Source organism: Roseovarius halophilus (ex Wu et al. 2025) (assembly GCF_047086965.1).
In genome coordinates this window covers 14,276-28,607 of sequence record NZ_JBKOTX010000024.1, presented here as the reverse complement: position 1 = coordinate 28,607, position 14,332 = coordinate 14,276, and the positions used below count along the sequence as shown (strand labels likewise).

General features: G+C 66.9%; 13 protein-coding genes. 5 read left to right on the top strand and 8 right to left on the bottom strand.

Features of this window, described 5'->3' with window-relative positions; genetic code table 11:
- Positions 1 to 22 precede the first annotated feature (22 nt).
- Genes ACH107_RS07165 through ACH107_RS07155 form a run of 3 tightly spaced genes read left to right on the top strand, consistent with a single transcriptional unit; the run spans position 23 to position 3,159 of the window.
- Positions 23 to 1,108: an ABC transporter permease gene (locus tag ACH107_RS07165; RefSeq protein ID WP_310691264.1), complete on the top strand. Its 1,086-nt coding sequence runs from the start codon at positions 23 to 25 to the stop codon at positions 1,106 to 1,108.
- A complete protein-coding gene (locus ACH107_RS07160) occupies positions 1,108 to 2,022 on the top strand; it encodes an ABC transporter permease (protein WP_310691263.1) in 915 nt (304 codons plus the stop codon). Before ACH107_RS07165 ends, ACH107_RS07160 begins: the two co-directional genes overlap by 1 nt.
- Positions 2,023 to 2,073: 51 nt before the next feature.
- Positions 2,074 to 3,159, top strand: coding sequence for a BMP family ABC transporter substrate-binding protein (locus tag ACH107_RS07155; RefSeq protein ID WP_310691262.1), 1,086 nt, complete (start codon positions 2,074 to 2,076; stop codon positions 3,157 to 3,159).
- Positions 3,160 to 3,306: 147 nt separating this feature from the next.
- Here the strand turns inward: ACH107_RS07155 and ACH107_RS07150 are convergent, their stop codons facing one another.
- Entirely contained in the window at positions 3,307 to 3,639 is a 333-nt protein-coding gene (locus ACH107_RS07150; RefSeq protein WP_310691261.1) for a DUF6280 family protein, read from the bottom strand.
- A 219-nt stretch (positions 3,640 to 3,858) separates the two neighbouring features.
- Here ACH107_RS07150 and efp point away from each other — a divergent pair, with 219 nt between their 5' ends.
- The gene (gene efp, locus ACH107_RS07145; protein WP_310691260.1) at positions 3,859 to 4,422 is read left to right on the top strand and encodes an elongation factor P; all 564 of its coding nucleotides are present in this window, start codon (positions 3,859 to 3,861) and stop codon (positions 4,420 to 4,422) included.
- Between the two features lie 15 nt (positions 4,423 to 4,437).
- Here efp and ACH107_RS07140 read toward each other — a convergent pair whose 3' ends face one another.
- From ACH107_RS07140 to ACH107_RS07125, 4 genes are read right to left on the bottom strand one after another with little or no spacing between them, the layout of a single operon-like run.
- Complete coding sequence (locus ACH107_RS07140; RefSeq protein ID WP_310691259.1) at positions 4,438 to 5,241, bottom strand: fructosamine kinase family protein; 804 nt, start codon at positions 5,239 to 5,241, stop codon at positions 4,438 to 4,440.
- Positions 5,229 to 5,966 (bottom strand): folate-binding protein, encoded by a 738-nt coding sequence (locus ACH107_RS07135; protein ID WP_310691257.1) that lies wholly within the window; start codon positions 5,964 to 5,966, stop codon positions 5,229 to 5,231. The genes ACH107_RS07140 and ACH107_RS07135 overlap by 13 nt, the downstream gene beginning before the upstream one ends.
- A gap of 9 nt (positions 5,967 to 5,975) precedes the next feature.
- A complete protein-coding gene (locus tag ACH107_RS07130; protein ID WP_310691256.1) occupies positions 5,976 to 7,826 on the bottom strand; it encodes an ABC transporter ATP-binding protein in 1,851 nt (616 codons plus the stop codon).
- Positions 7,823 to 8,509 carry a fused DSP-PTPase phosphatase/NAD kinase-like protein gene (locus tag ACH107_RS07125; protein ID WP_310691255.1) on the bottom strand — a complete coding sequence of 229 codons (687 nt, stop codon included), beginning with the start codon at positions 8,507 to 8,509 and terminating at the stop codon, positions 7,823 to 7,825. The genes ACH107_RS07130 and ACH107_RS07125 overlap by 4 nt, the downstream gene beginning before the upstream one ends.
- Before the next feature lie 135 nt (positions 8,510 to 8,644).
- On the opposite strand from ACH107_RS07125, the gene ACH107_RS07120 reads away from it, so the two are divergent.
- Positions 8,645 to 9,832, top strand: a complete 1,188-nt coding sequence (locus tag ACH107_RS07120; RefSeq protein WP_310691254.1) for a pyridoxal-phosphate-dependent aminotransferase family protein — start codon at positions 8,645 to 8,647, stop codon at positions 9,830 to 9,832.
- On the opposite strand, the gene ACH107_RS07115 is transcribed toward ACH107_RS07120, so the two are convergent.
- The 3 genes from ACH107_RS07115 to ACH107_RS07105 all read right to left on the bottom strand — a co-directional run bounded on the left by ACH107_RS07115 (position 9,829) and on the right by ACH107_RS07105 (position 14,295).
- The gene (locus ACH107_RS07115; protein WP_310691253.1) at positions 9,829 to 10,005 is read right to left on the bottom strand and encodes a hypothetical protein; all 177 of its coding nucleotides are present in this window, start codon (positions 10,003 to 10,005) and stop codon (positions 9,829 to 9,831) included. The genes ACH107_RS07120 and ACH107_RS07115 overlap by 4 nt on opposite strands.
- Positions 10,006 to 10,073: 68 nt before the next feature.
- On the bottom strand, positions 10,074 to 11,186 hold the full coding sequence (locus ACH107_RS07110; RefSeq protein ID WP_310691252.1) for a pyridoxal phosphate-dependent aminotransferase: 1,113 nt from the start codon (positions 11,184 to 11,186) through the stop codon (positions 10,074 to 10,076).
- 58 nt (positions 11,187 to 11,244) lie between these two features.
- Complete coding sequence (locus ACH107_RS07105; RefSeq protein WP_310702750.1) at positions 11,245 to 14,295, bottom strand: valine--tRNA ligase; 3,051 nt, start codon at positions 14,293 to 14,295, stop codon at positions 11,245 to 11,247.
- Between the last annotated feature and the right edge of the window lie 37 nt (positions 14,296 to 14,332).

Below are 14,332 nucleotides of genomic sequence, written 5' to 3'. Positions count from 1 at the left end.
GCACCGCGCAGGGGGTCCGCGCATGATCGCCCTGGAACGCCGTCCGCAACCCTCGCGCGTCTGGTCATACCTGTCGCCGATCCTGGCGGTGATCGTCACCATGGTGGCCGGCGGCATCGTCTTTGCCGCGCTTGGCAAACCCCCGGTCGAGGCGATCCGCACGATCTTCTGGGACCCGCTCTTCGGGGATTTCGCCGACTATTTCCGGCCCCAGCTTCTGGTCAAGGCCGCGCCGCTGATCCTGATCGCCATCGGCCTGTCCTTCGGGTTCCGCGCGGGCATCTGGAACATCGGTGCCGAGGGCCAGTATATCATGGGCGCGCTTTTCGGGGCGGGCTTCGCGCTGGCCTTCTACCCCTCCGAGGCACGCTGGCTGATCTTTCCGCTGATGGTCGTGGCGGGCACGCTGGGCGGGCTGCTCTGGGCCATGATCCCGGGCCTGCTGCGCGTGCGCTTCAAGACCAACGAGATCCTGGTCTCGCTGATGCTGGTCTATGTTGCCGATTTCCTGCTGGATGCCATGGCGCTGGGCCTGCTGCGCAACCCCGAAGGCATGGGCTTTCCCGGCAGCCGCAACCTGCAGCAATACCCGGCGGCCCATAACGCCGAGCTGATCGCCAACACCGGCATGCACTGGGGTGTGATCGCTGCCATCTTTGCCGTGGTCACCGCCTACATCCTGCTGTCGCGCCACATCTTCGGCTTCAACGTGCGGCTGGCCGGGCAAAGCCCGCGCGCCGCCGCCTTCGCCGGGGTCAGCGCCAACCGGATGGTGCTGATCTGCCTCGGCCTGTCCGGCGGGCTGGCCGGAATGGCCGGAATGTTCGAGGTTGCCGGCCCTTCGGGACAGGTCATGTCCAGTTTCAACGTGGGCTACGGATTCACCGCGATCATCGTGGCCTTCTTGGGGCGGCTGCACCCGATTGGCATCCTGCTGGCGGGGCTGCTCATGGCGCTGACCTACGTCGGCGGCGAACTGGCGCAGATGAACCTGCAACTGCCCCGCTCGGCGATCCAGCTGTTCCAAGGGATGCTGCTGTTCTTCCTGCTGGCGGTGGACGTGATGACGAACTTCCGGATCCGGTTCGGCCGGCGTGAGGTGGCGTGATGGACCTGTCCTCGATCAACCCGCTGCTGCTGCTGGCCTCGCTCATGGTGGCCTCGACCCCGATCCTGCTGGCGGCCCTCGGCGAACTGGTGGCGGAACGCGCGGGCGTTCTGAACCTCGGGGTCGAGGGCATGATGATCACCGGCGCGGCCTGCGGCATCATCTTTTCGAGCCTGACCGGCAACGTCTGGCTGGGTTTTGCGGGTGCCGCCCTGGGCGGGCTGCTGCTATCTTTCGTCTTTGCGGTGCTCACGCAGCTTCTGCTGTCCAACCATGTGGCGACGGGGCTGGCGCTGACGCTCTTCGGTCTGGGCCTCTCGGCCCTGCTGGGTCAGGGCTTTGCCGAGGCGCGCCCGCCCGCCTTTCCCAAGCTGGAGATTCCGCTGCTGTCGGACCTGCCGGTGCTGGGCCAGATCGCCTTTCGGCATGACGGCGTGGTCTATCTGGGGCTGGGGCTGGTGCTGGCGGTCTGGTATTTCCTGACCCGCACCCGCGCCGGGTTGGTGCTGCGCGCGGTGGGCGAGAATCACGACGCCGCCCATGCGCTTGGCTATCCGGTGGTGTTGATCCGCTTTGGCGCGATCATGTTCGGCGGGGCCTGTGCGGGCCTTGGCGGCGCCTATATCAGCCTGGTCCGCGTGCCCCAATGGACCGAAGGCATGACCGCCGGCGCCGGCTGGATCGCCCTGGCCATCGTCGTCTTCGCGGGCTGGAAGCCGGGGCGGCTTTTGCTGGGCGCCTATCTTTTCGGCGGTGTGACCGTTCTGCAGCTCAACCTGCAGGCGGCGGGGCTGGCGATCCCCGTCGAGTACCTGTCCATGTCGCCTTACGTTGCCACGATCATCGTCCTTGTCGTATTGGCGGCGGGACGCAAGCCCGGTTCGCTGGGCCAGACCTTCCATGCCTCGCGCTGAGGCCAAACACGAAACCGGGGCGGCTGCCGTCCCACCAACCGGGAGAGACCCATGAAACGCAGAACGCTACTGAAAACCGGCGCGACCGCCGCTTTTGCCGCCGCCCTGGGCGCGCCGCTGCGCGCACAGGACACGCCCATGAAGGTCGGCTTCGTCTATGTCGGGCCGGTCAACGATGGCGGCTGGACCCAGCACCACCATCATTCCGCCGAAGAGATGGTCGAACACTTCGGTGACCAGGTCGAACTGGTCTACCAGGAAAGCGTGCCGGAAGGGCCCGACGCCGAACGGGTGCTGACCCAGATGTGCCTGCAGGGCTGCAAGCTCATCTTCACCACCTCCTTCGGCTTCATGGACCCGACGATCAATGTCGCGGCCCAATTCCCGGACGTGATGTTCGAACACGCGACGGGCTACAAGACGGCCGAGAATGTCAGCGTCTATTCCGCCCGCTTCTACGAGGGGCGCGCCGTGCAGGGGTATCTTGCCGGCAACATGACCCGGTCGAACAGGGTCGGCTACATCGCCTCGGTGCCGATCCCGGAAGTGGTGCGCGGCATCAATGCCGCCTTCATCCACGCCCGAGAGGTCAACCCGGACGTGGAGTTCAAGATCATCTGGATCTTCGAGTGGCTCAACCCCTCGAAAGAGGCCGACGCGGCGCAGGCCCTGATCGAGCAGGGCTGCGACGTGGTGCTGCAGCACACGGATTCCACCGCACCGCAGGCCGCTGCGCAGGAAGCCGGAGATGTCTACACCTTCGGGCAGGCGTCGGACATGGCCGAATTCGCGCCCAAGCCGCGAATTTCCTCGATCATTGACAACTGGACGCCCTACTACATCGACCGCGTCCAGGCGGTCATGGACGGCACCTGGGAAAGCGTGAACACCTGGCACGGTATCGGCGAGGGCATGGTCGGCATCGGCGAGATCTCCTCTGCCGTGCCCGATGACATCAAGGCCGGAGCCGAGGCGCTGCGCGACCGCATCGCGGCGGGCGAATATCATCCCTTTACCGGCCCGCTGAGTAAGCAGGACGGCACCCAGTTCCTGGCAGAGGGCGAGGTCGCCGACGATGGCCTGCTGGTCGGCATGAACTTCTACGTCGAGGGCCTCGAGGGCGAAATCCCCTCCTGATCTCCGGCCCGCATCGAGAAACGGCCCGCCCTTGTCGGGCGGGCCTCAGCGCAGGCCGCGCAACTGCGACGTAACGCGACGCGCCCTGCGATACCATCCGTTTTCTTGTTGAAGGGTCCGGCCGGCCGGGGGCGGTCGCCGCGGCGGTCAGGCCGCGCGGGCTGCTTCCTCAAGGACTTCAGCGGCGTGGCGACGCTCGCTTTCTTCGCGCGACAGCGCGACCGAGGTGCGCACACCCTTGCCGACGAAATCCATCAGGCCGGTTACAACGCGTTCGTTCGGGTCGATCCCGGCGCAGGACAGGACTTCGCGCCCGTCGCGAGAGCGGGCCCAGCGGGCGATCTGGTCCGGGCCGTTGCCGTATTTCTTGTCATCGGCGATGGCGTCATCGAGCGCAGCCAGGACCACAGCCGCAAACAGTTTGCGGGCGCGGTTGCCTTGCTCGTTGTTGAACGCGGTGCCGTCGACGAGATCTCGCATATCGGGTCCTTCGGTTTAAGGCTTGTGTCTGGCGTGAGGGGCAATATGCCTGTTCACGAATGATTCGGGTGGGCTCATTTGGAATGGCAGGTATGCACCGCGTGCATGCCTTGGCGGGGTCAGCAACAGTATCTGTCGGGTTGTCCTGCCACGATACGCGAGATATAGGCTTAGCCAAATACCGATCAACCATGCGATTCAGTCTGGACACACTTCGACATGCCAAAGATCAACGGTAACGAGATTCGGCCCGGCAACGTACTGGAACACGCTGGCGGCCTCTGGGTCGCGGTGAAGGTCGACCACGTCAAGCCCGGCAAGGGTGGCGCCTTCGCGCAGGTCGAGATGAAGAACCTGCGCAACAATTCCAAGCTGAACGAACGGTTCCGCTCGGCCGACAAGATCGAGCGTGTGCGGCTGGAACAGCGCGACCAGCAGTTCCTGTACGAAAATGACGGGATGCTGGTCTTCATGGACACCGAGACTTTCGACCAGATCGAGCTTCCGGCCGACCTGCTTGGCGAACGCCGCCCCTTCCTGCAGGACGGCATGACCGTGGTCATCGAGTATTACGATACCGAGGCGCTGAACGTGACCCTGCCGCAAAAGGTCACCTGCAAGGTCTTGGAAACCGAGCCGGTGGTGAAGGGGCAGACCGCGGCCAACAGCTTCAAGCCCGCGGTGCTGGACAACGGCGTGCGCGTCATGGTGCCGCCCTTCGTGGGCCAGGACGAAGACATCATCGTCAACACCGAGAGCATGGACTACGCCGAACGCGCCTGATCGGCCACGGATCGCCTAGGCGCCCAGCCGCGCCAGGCGGTCTTCGATCATGCCCATGTAGCCCGACCCGAACAGCCGCAGATGCACCAGCGCCGGCCAGAGCTGGTAGACCGCGCGGCGTGTATCCCAGTCCGCTTCCGGGTGGCCATAGGCCTCGTAAAAGGCGGCATGCGGCCTGCCGAACAGCTCCAGCATGGCAAGGTCCACCTCCGGATCGCCGTAATAGCTGGCCGGATCGATCAGGTAGGCGGCCCCGGATGTGAAAAGCGCATTGCCCGTCCAGAGGTCGCCGTGCAGCAGCGCGGCCGGCGGCGCACCGGGGATCAACTCGGGCAGGCGGTGCGCCAGCGTCTCGAGCCTGCGGACCAGCCCCGCCGGCAAGGCGTCGCGCCCGGCCAGAAGGCGGTTCTCGGCCCAGAACGCTATCCAGTCCGTGCCGCGCGTGTTCGGGATGGCCACCTCGTTGAAGGCATAGTCGACCGACCAGCCGTAGTGCGGCGCGGTCGCCGCGTGCATCCTGGCCAGACCCGCCCCCAGCGCGCGCCAGCTTTCGGCCCCGGGGCGGGCCTCGGGCAGATGGTCCAGCACCATCAGCGACTTTTCCGCGGCGCGCACAGAGGGCACTGGCGCACCGGCCTCGGCCATGGCCTCCAGCATCCGCGCCTCGCGGATCACCAGCGGGCCGGCCTTGACGACCACCCGGCGCCCATCGGCCAGGTGCGCGGCCCAGACCTCGGACAGGTCGCCGCCCTGCAAACGGTGCAACCCGGCGGGTGGCGCCCCGAAGAGCCGCGCAATCGCGGTCCTTACGGGGTCCATGTCACGGTGGCGTCCCCCGCCTGCATCGGCTCCTTGACCCGGTCGAAGCGCAGGTAGGCCAGCGCCTTGCCGCCGGCTTGGGTGTAGAGCGTGCCCGCCGGTTTCTCGCCCGCCATGAGCGGCGTGCCGAGCGGGGCCACGCCCTCGATCCGGACCTGTACGAGGCCCTTGCGCAACTCGGTCTTGTGCTTCATCCGCGCCGTGACTTCCTGCCCGACATAGCAGCCTTTCCTGAAATCGACGCCTGACAACCTGTCCAGGCCGACCTCCAGCGGGAAGCTGTCCGAACTCATCTCGATGCCCAGTTCGGGGATCACGTGTTCGACGCGCAGCGCGTCCCAGTCGATCTCTTCCGACAGGTCCGTCTCGTCGATCAGGCGCCAGCCCATGCCCGGATGGCGCGGGTCGGGCAGGGCGCCCTCGGGCGCGGGCCCGACCCCGCGTGAGACCACCAGACCGGTCTCGGCGATCTCGACCGCCGAGCGCAGCTTGTACATGGACAGCCGCTGGAACAGGGCCGCCGCCTGGTCCGAGGCCACGTCCAGCAGGATCGCGTCGCCTTCCGCTTGCAGGAAGAAATCCACGATCAGCTTGCCCTGCGGCGTCAGCAACGCGGTATAGACGAGGCCCTCGGAGAGGCGGTCGATGTCATTGGTGACAAGGCCCTGCAGAAAGCCGACCCTGTCATCCCCGGTGATGCGAAGAATTGTGCGCTGATCTGTCATGGGCCCTATCTAGGACGGATTACTGCCGCCGAAAAGGCGCGCCATCAGCCCCCGCGCGGCGCGGGCCGGCGCCTTGGCCTGGCGCGCCCGCAGCCGGGGCGCTGCGGCATCCACCACCTGGCGGCCCTCCTTGAACTGCAGCCGATAGAGATCGGCATAATGTCCCCCGCGCGCTAGCAGCGCGTCGTGCGTACCCTCGTCCACCACGCGGCCCTTGTCCATCACCAGGATCTTTTTGGCATTGCGCACCGTCGAGAGGCGATGGGCGATGACAAGCGTCGTGCGCCCTTCGGCCAGCCGGTCCAGCGCGGCCTGCACCACCGCCTCGGACTTGGTGTCCAAGGCCGAGGTCGCCTCGTCCAGCAGCAGGATCGGCGTGTCGCGCAGCAGGGCGCGGGCGATGGCGACGCGCTGGCGCTGTCCGCCCGACAGGTTCGATCCGCGCGGGCCCACGGGCGTGTCCAGGCCATCGCTCAGCTTGGGCAGAAAGTCCGAGACATGGGCGGCGTCGAGGACATGTTGCAGGTGTGCCGCATCGACGTCCTCGCGGCCTAGCAGGATGTTGTCGCGCAGGCTTTCGTCAAAGAGCGCGGCATCCTGCGCCACCGTCGACACCAGGCTGCGCAATTCCTCCACCGCCATGGCATTCACCGGGGTTTCGTCCAGCGTCACCCGGCCCTGGCCGGGATCGACAAGCCGGGTGAGCACGTTGAAGACCGTGCTTTTGCCCGCGCCCGAGGCCCCGACCAGCGCCGTGGTCTTGCCCGCCTCGGCGGTGAAGCTGGCCCCCGTGAGCACCGGCAGATCGCCATAGGCCAGGTGGACCTCCTCGAAGCGGATCTCGGGTGCGGCCGGGGGCGGGCTGGCAGGGGCGGCGGGCGAGACAAGGGTGGGGCGGATGTCGAACAACTCGCGGATGCGCTCGACCGCCGCCGACGCCGCCTGCCACAGCCCCGACAGGTTGCCCAGCCGCCGCAGCGGGTCGAAGGCCAGGGCCATGGCGGTGAAGAAAGCCATGAAATCGCCGACCGACTTGTCGCCCTCCACGATCTCGGAACCGGCGAAGAACAGCACGCAGAAAAAACCGATCCCGGTCATGATGTCGATCAGCCCCGGGATCAGGGCCTGGCCCAGCGCCGCCTGGGTTTCCGAGGTCACGCGGTCGTCGTTCAGCCGATTGTAGCGGCCCTGCTGATAGCGCTCCAGGCTGTTGAGCTTGATCGGCATGATGCCGTGGAAGACCTCGTCGAGCCGGGTCGACATGGAGGCCGAGACCTCGCGCGCTGTGCGGGCCTTGCCGCGCACGTAGCGCTGCGCCATGAGAGAGGGCGCCACCAGTAGTGGAATGCCCACCAGCGCCACCAGCGTCCATTTCCAGTCGATGTAAAGCGCCACGCCGAAGAGCCAGAACACCGAAACCACGTCGCGCCCCAGCCCGGTGATGATGCCCGTCCAGACCTGGCCCAGGGCCTGCACATCGCCTTGCACGCGCTCGATCAGGGTGCCCGGTGAATAGGCCTGGTGAAACGACATGTCGAGCGCCACCAGGTGGGCCATCAGATCTGTGCGCATCCGGGCCGCGCTGAGTTCGGATATCCGCTTGAGCAGCACCCGGTGCGTCACCGAAGTCACCGCGCGGGCAAAGAACACCCCCAGGATGATAAGCCCCACGACCCAGAGCGCCCCCATGTCGCCGCCGATGAAGACATTGTCGAACATGGGCTTGGTCATGTAGCTCATGACCCCGAGGGTGGCGCCTTCGATCATCATGATCACCAATGCGATCGAGATGATCGGCAGGTGCTCGCGCAGGTATCCCTGCCAGAGCCAGCGCCCCATGGAGTGGCGGCGCGTGCTCATGCCCGGCCCCGATGGGCCGAAAAATTGGCCGTCGTGGTTTCGGGGTCGTAGTCCTGCGCCACCCAGTCGCGAAAGCCGATGTCCCCCCCGGCGCGGCGCGCGGCGTAATCCTCGATCACCTGGTCCAGCACGCCGGTGGCGGTGCTGCGCAGGTGCAGGTAGCGCCAGGACAGCATGCGTCGGGCGCCCGCGATCTCGGACCCGTCGCGGATCAGCAGGTAGATCGCGCTGGCCAGTCCGGCCCGGTCGGCACCGGACTTGCAGTGGATCAACAGCGGTGTCTCCAGGGTCTCCAGCAGGTCGATCAGCTCGAGCAGCGCCGCGCGCGGCGGCGCCCGGCGTGCGTTCAGGCGCAGATCGACAAGGGTCATCCCCAGGGCGTCGCAGGTCTCGCGCTCGAACAGATAGGGCGAATGTGGCGTCGCACCCCGCAGGTTCAGCACGGTCCGGATGCCGCGCGCGGCCATGCGGCGCAGGCGCCCGGGGGCGGGCTGGTTCGATCGGTAGACCCCCGGTGCGACCTCGTCGAGGTTCGTCCAGAGGTGGCGCAGGATGCCGTGGTCAAGAAACTGATAGTGCCACCACGCGCCACGCCGCGCCGCCGGGGTCGAGATGTCCCGCCCCAGCCGGTTGTGCAGGTCCCGCTCGAAGCGGTGAATCCGTTGGAACAAACCCGAAACCATGCGTGCGCGGCCTTTCGATGCAGATGGTCCGCGCGGTTTACGCGGAATCGCGGCGGTCGAAAAGGGGCGGCGCCCGATTGACGCCGCCGCGGTGGGGCGTACCTTGGCGGGATCATAAGCCTTCGGGAGATCCAGATGTTTGCAAACGGCCTGCCCTATCTGGCGATTCCCGGTCCCTCGGTCATGCCGGACCGGGTGTTGCGGGCCATGCAGCGCCCCGCGCCCAATATCTATACCGGCGCGCTGCACGAGATGACCCATTCGTTGATCCCCGATCTCAAGGCCATCGCGGGCACGACCGGCGCGACGGCCATCTACATCGCCAATGGCCACGGCACCTGGGAGGCGGCACTTGCCAATGTCGTGGCCGAGGGTGACCGGGTGCTGGTGCTGGCCACCGGCGTCTTTTGCAAGGGCTGGGGCGAGATGGCCAGGGGCCTGGGGGTCGAGGTGGACCTGCTCGATTTCGGGGAAAGCGCTGCGGTGGACCCGGCCCGGGTCGAGGACGCCCTGCGCGCCGATGGGGCCGGGCGGATCAAGGCGGTGCTGATGGTTCTGGTCGATACATCGACCAGTGTGCGCAACGACGTGGGCGCGGTGCGCGCGGCACTGGATGCCGCCGGGCATGACGCGCTGTTGATGGTGGACGCCATCGCCTCGCTGGGCTGCGATCCCTACGAGATGGATGCCAGCGGCGCCGATGTCACCATATCGGCCAGCCAGAAGGGGCTGATGACGCCGCCGGGGCTGGGTTTTGTCTGGTTCAACGACAAGGCGGACAGGCAGCGCGGCACCCTGGCCCGCGTCAGCCGCTACTGGGATTGGCGCCCGCGCGTGGCGCCCGACGAATACTGGAAGTATTTCGACGGCACCGCGCCCACGCATCACCTTTACGCCCTGCGTGAAGCCCTCGACATGATCCTCGAGGAGGGGCTGACAGCGGTCTGGGCCCGGCACGATGGCCTGGCCCGGGCCATCTGGGCGGCTTGCGAGACCTGGGGCGAAGGTGGCCCGTTGCGCCTCAATGTGCCCGATTCTGCGGCGCGCTCGCGGGCGATCACCTCCGTCGGGCTTGAGCCGGGCCAGGGCGATGCCCTGCGCGGTTGGGTCGAGCGCATGACCGGCGTCACCCTGGGCATCGGGCTGGGCCGCGACCCGGCCAGCGCCTTTTTCCGGATCGGCCACATGGGCCATGTCAACGCGCATATGGTCCTTGGCGTGCTGGCCAGCATCGAGACGGGGCTGACGGCCCTGGATATCCCGCATGGCCCCGGCGGCGTGGCGGCCGCGAGCGCGGTCCTGGCCGACCTGGCGCAGGACTAGCCCCGGCGCGCACCCAGCATCCGCAGGCCCAGCTCGATCCCGGCGGCCCTGAGCATGACCCAGAGGACCCCCGCGACCGAGGCGATGGTCCAGAAGGACATGAACATCAAGACCCCGACCATCCAGAGGAAGGGCGTTTTATAATTCTCGACCCGGTTCGGGTAGCGATACATGACAGCCTCCAGCAGTACCCTTGACGCAAGATTAGCCCCACGGTTGACGCAACGTCGTCAAAAATCACCTAACGCTTTTTTGCATCCGCCAAGGCACCGGGCAGGGCCTCGGCCAGCAGGTCGAGATCCTTCGGCCGGCCCGCGCTGATGCGGATGCACCTGTCCTGCGGCGCCACGAAGGGCATGCGGGCAAAGATGTCCCGGTCCAGCAGGCCCGACAGAACGGATTTGGCCAAGCCCCCGTCGCCGCCGCAATCCACGGCCACGAAACTGGCCGCCGAGGGCAGGGCGGTCAGGCCGTTGTCGGCGGCGATCACCTGTATACGGTTGCGGGCGCCGGCGACCTCGGCCCGTACATGGGTCAGCCAGTCGGCATCCTGCGCGGCGGCCAGCGCCCCGGCCTGACTGATCCGGCCGATCCCGAAGTGATCGCGCACCAGGTCGAAGACGCCGATCAGCGCGGCGTCGCCGATGGCATAGCCCACCCGCGCGCCGGCCAGCCCATGCGCCTTGGAAAAGGTGCGCATGCGGATGACGCGGGGGTCTTCCGGGTCGATCTCGGGGGCGGTGCCCCGGGGCGCGAAGTCGATATAGGCCTCGTCCAGCACTAGCAGGCTGCCCTCGGGGACGGCCTCGACCATGCGCTTGACGGTGGCGCCATCGTGCCAGGTGCCCATGGGATTGTCGGGGTTGGACAGGTAGATCAGCCGCGCGCCCACCTCGGCCGCCTTGGCGATCAGGCGCTCGGGGTCCTCGTGATCGGCGGTGTAGGCGACCCTGTGCAACACCCCGCCGTGGCCCGAGACATGGTAGTTGAAGGTCGGATAGGCGCCGTCCGAGGTCACCACAGGCGCGCCCTGCGGTACGGTCAGCCGCACCAATGACCCCAGCAGCCCGTCGATCCCGGCGCCGATGACGATGTTGTCCATCGCCACACCGTGCCGGGCGGCCAGATGGCTGCGCAGGTCGAAACTGGCCGAGTCGCCGTATTTCCAGACCTCCCGCGCGGCCTCCTGCATCACGCTCACCGCCTGCGGCGACGGGCCGAAGACGCTTTCGTTGGCGCCCAGACGGGCGCGAAAGGGGCGGCCGCGCTCGCGCTCCAAAGCCTCGGGGCCGACGAAGGGCACGGCGCGGGGCAGGCTCTGGACGAGCGGGGTAAGGCGGGGATCACCTGTCATGGCGCCAGACTGCCGCGCAGGGCGCGGGTTGTCCATGCACCCGGGCCGCCCCGGCGCATCAGCCGATTTCCTCGAGCCGGGCCATGGCCGCCTGCAACTGGGCGCGCTCTTCCTGCCGCAGGGCAAGGGTCTCGCGGGCCTCCTCGACGACCTCCGAAGGGGCGCTTTCGATGAACTTGGGGTTGTCCAGACGCCCCGACAGCCCGCCGATTTCCTTGTCGAGCTTGCCCATGACCTTGGAAATGCGCGCCTTTTCGGACTCCACGTCGATGATGTCGGCCAGCGGCAGGGCAAAACTCGCACCATGCGCGGTCACCGAGAGCGAGCCCTTGGGCGCCGCGGCGGCCTCTTCCAGCGAGTCGATGCGGGCCATGCGCTTGATCAGGGCCGCGTTGTTGGCCCAGGCGGTGCGGGCGGCCGCGTCCGCGTCCAGTTGCAGCACGGGGATGTAAAGCCCCACCGGCACGTTCATCTGCGCGCGCGCCGAGCGGACCCCCTCGATAAAGGCGATGACCCAGCGCATCTCGCGCTCGGCCTCGGCATCCACCAACTCGGTGCCGTAGCTGGGCCAGTCGGCATGGACCAGCATCTTGTCGCGCGTGCCCAGGGTTCCCCAGAGCTCCTCGGTGATGAAGGGCATGATCGGGTGCAGCAGGATCAGGCACTGGTCCATGACCCAGGCCATGGTGTCTTGCGTTTCGGCCTGGTCGGCCTCGCCCCCGTCCAGCAGCAGCGGCTTGGAAAACTCGACATACCAGTCGCAGACTACGTTCCAGACGAAGTGATAAAGCGCCGAGGCCGCATCGTTGAAGCGATAGGCGGCGAGGGCCGCGTCCACCTCTTCGCGCACGCGGGCGGTCTCGCCGATGATCCAGCGGTTCACCGTGGCCGTGGGCCGCGGCAGGCTGCCGTCCGACCCGGTGGCGCCGTTCATCTCGGCAAAGCGGCAGGCGTTCCAGAGCTTGGTGCCGAAGTTGCGGTAGCCCTTGATGCGATCTTCCGAGAGTTTCAGCACCCCGCCGATGGCCGCCATGGCCGCGTTGGCAAAGCGCAGGGAATCGGCGCCGTAATCCTCGATCACCGCGATGGGGTCGATGACATTGCCGGTGGTCTTGGACATCTTCTTGCCCTTGGCGTCGCGCACCAGCCCGTGCAGGTAGACGGTGTGGAACGGGTCCTGTCCGACCACGGCGTTCTGCATCATCATCATCCGCGCGACCCAGAAGAACAGGATGTCCTGCCCGGTGATCAGCACGTCGGTGGGGAAATACTTCTGGTATTCCTCGGTCTGTTCGGGCCAGCCTAGCGTGCCGATGGGCCAGAGGCCCGAGGAGAACCAGGTGTCGAGGACGTCTGGGTCGCGCCAGACAGGGTAGACCAGCTTGGTCAGGTCCTGCGTGACGTTGTATTCGGCAAGGCCCGTGGCGAAAGTCTGGATGGCCTCGTGCTTGTCGGCCACCTCGATCACGCGGGCATGGCTGATCGGGTTGGGCACGTCGATATTGTCCTGCTCGAAAAGCGGGATGACCTCGTCGAAGCTGAAGGCGCAATGGCTGACCTCCTGCCGATGCAGCATCCCGCCCTCGGTCAGAAGCTCCAGCAGGCGGACCTCGTCCAGCGCGCCGCTGGCGTTCAGGTCGTCCTCGACGCCAAGGTTCAGCCCATACCAGACCGGGATCTGGTGCCCCCACCACAGCTGACGCGAGATGCACCAGGGCTCGATGTTTTCCAGCCAGTGGAAATAGGTCTTCTTGCCGCTTTCGGGCATGATCTCGGTGCGGCCCTCGCGGACGGCCTCCAGCGCGGGGCCGACGACCTTTTCGGCATCGACGAACCACTGGTCGGTCAGCATCGGCTCGATCACCACCTTCGAGCGGTCGCCGAAGGGCTGCATGATTTTCTTGTCCTCGACCGCGATCATCAGGCCCTCGGCGTCGATGTCCGCGACCACGCGCTTGCGGGCCTCGAAACGGTCCAGCCCGCGATAGGCCTCGGGGACGAGGTTGATCGCGTCGACCTGCGCCATGGTGAACTCCGCACCACGGGCAAGATCCTGCGCGCGCCCGGCCTCCTCGGCGTAAGGCGCGCCGTCGGCCCGCATGTGCCCGCTGGTGTCCATCAGGCGATACATCGGGATGCCGCCGCGCCTGGCGACCTCGTAGTCGTTGAAATCATGCGCGCCGGTGATCTTGACCGCGCCCGACCCGAAGGCGGGGTCGGGGTAGCTGTCGGTGATGATCGGGATCAGGCGGCGGTGTTCCTTGGGGCCGACCGGGATTTCGCACAGCTTGCCGACGATGGGGGCATAGCGCGCATCATCGGGATGCACGGCAACCGCCCCGTCGCCCAGCATCGTCTCGGGGCGCGTGGTGGCGATGGAAATGTAGTCGCGCTTTTCCTCCAGCACGACGGTGCCGTCTTCGTCTTTCTCGATGTAGGTGTAGGTCTCGCCGCCGGCCAGCGGGTACTTGAAGTGCCACATGTGGCCGTCGACCTCGATGTTCTCGACCTCCAGGTCGGAAATCGCCGTCTCGAAATGCGGGTCCCAGTTGACCAGCCGCTTGCCGCGGTAGATCAGCCCCTTGCGGTGCATGTCCACGAAGACCTTGATGACGGCATCGTGGAAATTGCCCTCGTTGCCCGCGGGCGCGCCGGGGGCGCCGGACATGGTGAAGGCGTTGCGCGACCAGTCGCAGGAGGCGCCGAGCCGCTTGAGCTGGTCGATGATCTGGCCGCCGTACTGGTCCTTCCATTCCCAGACCTTGGCCAGGAAGTCCTCGCGGCTCAGGTCGGTGCGGCGCAGGCCTTCTTCGGCCTTGAGCTTCTTTTCCACCTGCAGCTGCGTGGCGATGCCGGCATGGTCCTGCCCGGGCTGCCAGAGCGTGTCAAAGCCGCGCATCCGGTGCCAGCGGATCAGGATGTCCTGCAGGGTGTTGTTGAAGGCATGGCCCAGGTGCAGCGCCCCGGTCACGTTGGGCGGCGGGATCATGATGGAAAAGGTCTCGTCGCGCGTGGCATTGGCACCCGCGGCGAAGGCGCCGCTGTCTTCCCAGGCCTTGTAGATGCGCGGTTCCGCCTGTTGGGCGTCAAAGGTCTTTTCCATGGGCATGATCTGTCTTTCCTGACTGTCGCAGCCCCCCTGTAAC

Excerpts from the sequence above, each read along its gene's own strand:
- ACH107_RS07165 (WP_310691264.1), top strand. The coding sequence starts at position 23 with ATGATCGCCCTGGAACGCCGTCCGCAACCCTCGCGCGTCTGGTCATAC.
- ACH107_RS07160 (WP_310691263.1), top strand. The coding sequence starts at position 1,108 with ATGGACCTGTCCTCGATCAACCCGCTGCTGCTGCTGGCCTCGCTCATG.
- ACH107_RS07155 (WP_310691262.1), top strand. The coding sequence starts at position 2,074 with ATGAAACGCAGAACGCTACTGAAAACCGGCGCGACCGCCGCTTTTGCC.
- ACH107_RS07150 (WP_310691261.1), bottom strand. The coding sequence starts at position 3,639 with ATGCGAGATCTCGTCGACGGCACCGCGTTCAACAACGAGCAAGGCAAC.
- efp (WP_310691260.1), top strand. The coding sequence starts at position 3,859 with ATGCCAAAGATCAACGGTAACGAGATTCGGCCCGGCAACGTACTGGAA.
- ACH107_RS07140 (WP_310691259.1), bottom strand. The coding sequence starts at position 5,241 with ATGGACCCCGTAAGGACCGCGATTGCGCGGCTCTTCGGGGCGCCACCC.
- ACH107_RS07135 (WP_310691257.1), bottom strand. The coding sequence starts at position 5,966 with ATGACAGATCAGCGCACAATTCTTCGCATCACCGGGGATGACAGGGTC.
- ACH107_RS07130 (WP_310691256.1), bottom strand. The coding sequence starts at position 7,826 with ATGAGCACGCGCCGCCACTCCATGGGGCGCTGGCTCTGGCAGGGATAC.
- ACH107_RS07125 (WP_310691255.1), bottom strand. The coding sequence starts at position 8,509 with ATGGTTTCGGGTTTGTTCCAACGGATTCACCGCTTCGAGCGGGACCTG.
- ACH107_RS07120 (WP_310691254.1), top strand. The coding sequence starts at position 8,645 with ATGTTTGCAAACGGCCTGCCCTATCTGGCGATTCCCGGTCCCTCGGTC.
- ACH107_RS07115 (WP_310691253.1), bottom strand. The coding sequence starts at position 10,005 with ATGTATCGCTACCCGAACCGGGTCGAGAATTATAAAACGCCCTTCCTC.
- ACH107_RS07110 (WP_310691252.1), bottom strand. The coding sequence starts at position 11,186 with ATGACAGGTGATCCCCGCCTTACCCCGCTCGTCCAGAGCCTGCCCCGC.
- ACH107_RS07105 (WP_310702750.1), bottom strand. The coding sequence starts at position 14,295 with ATGCCCATGGAAAAGACCTTTGACGCCCAACAGGCGGAACCGCGCATC.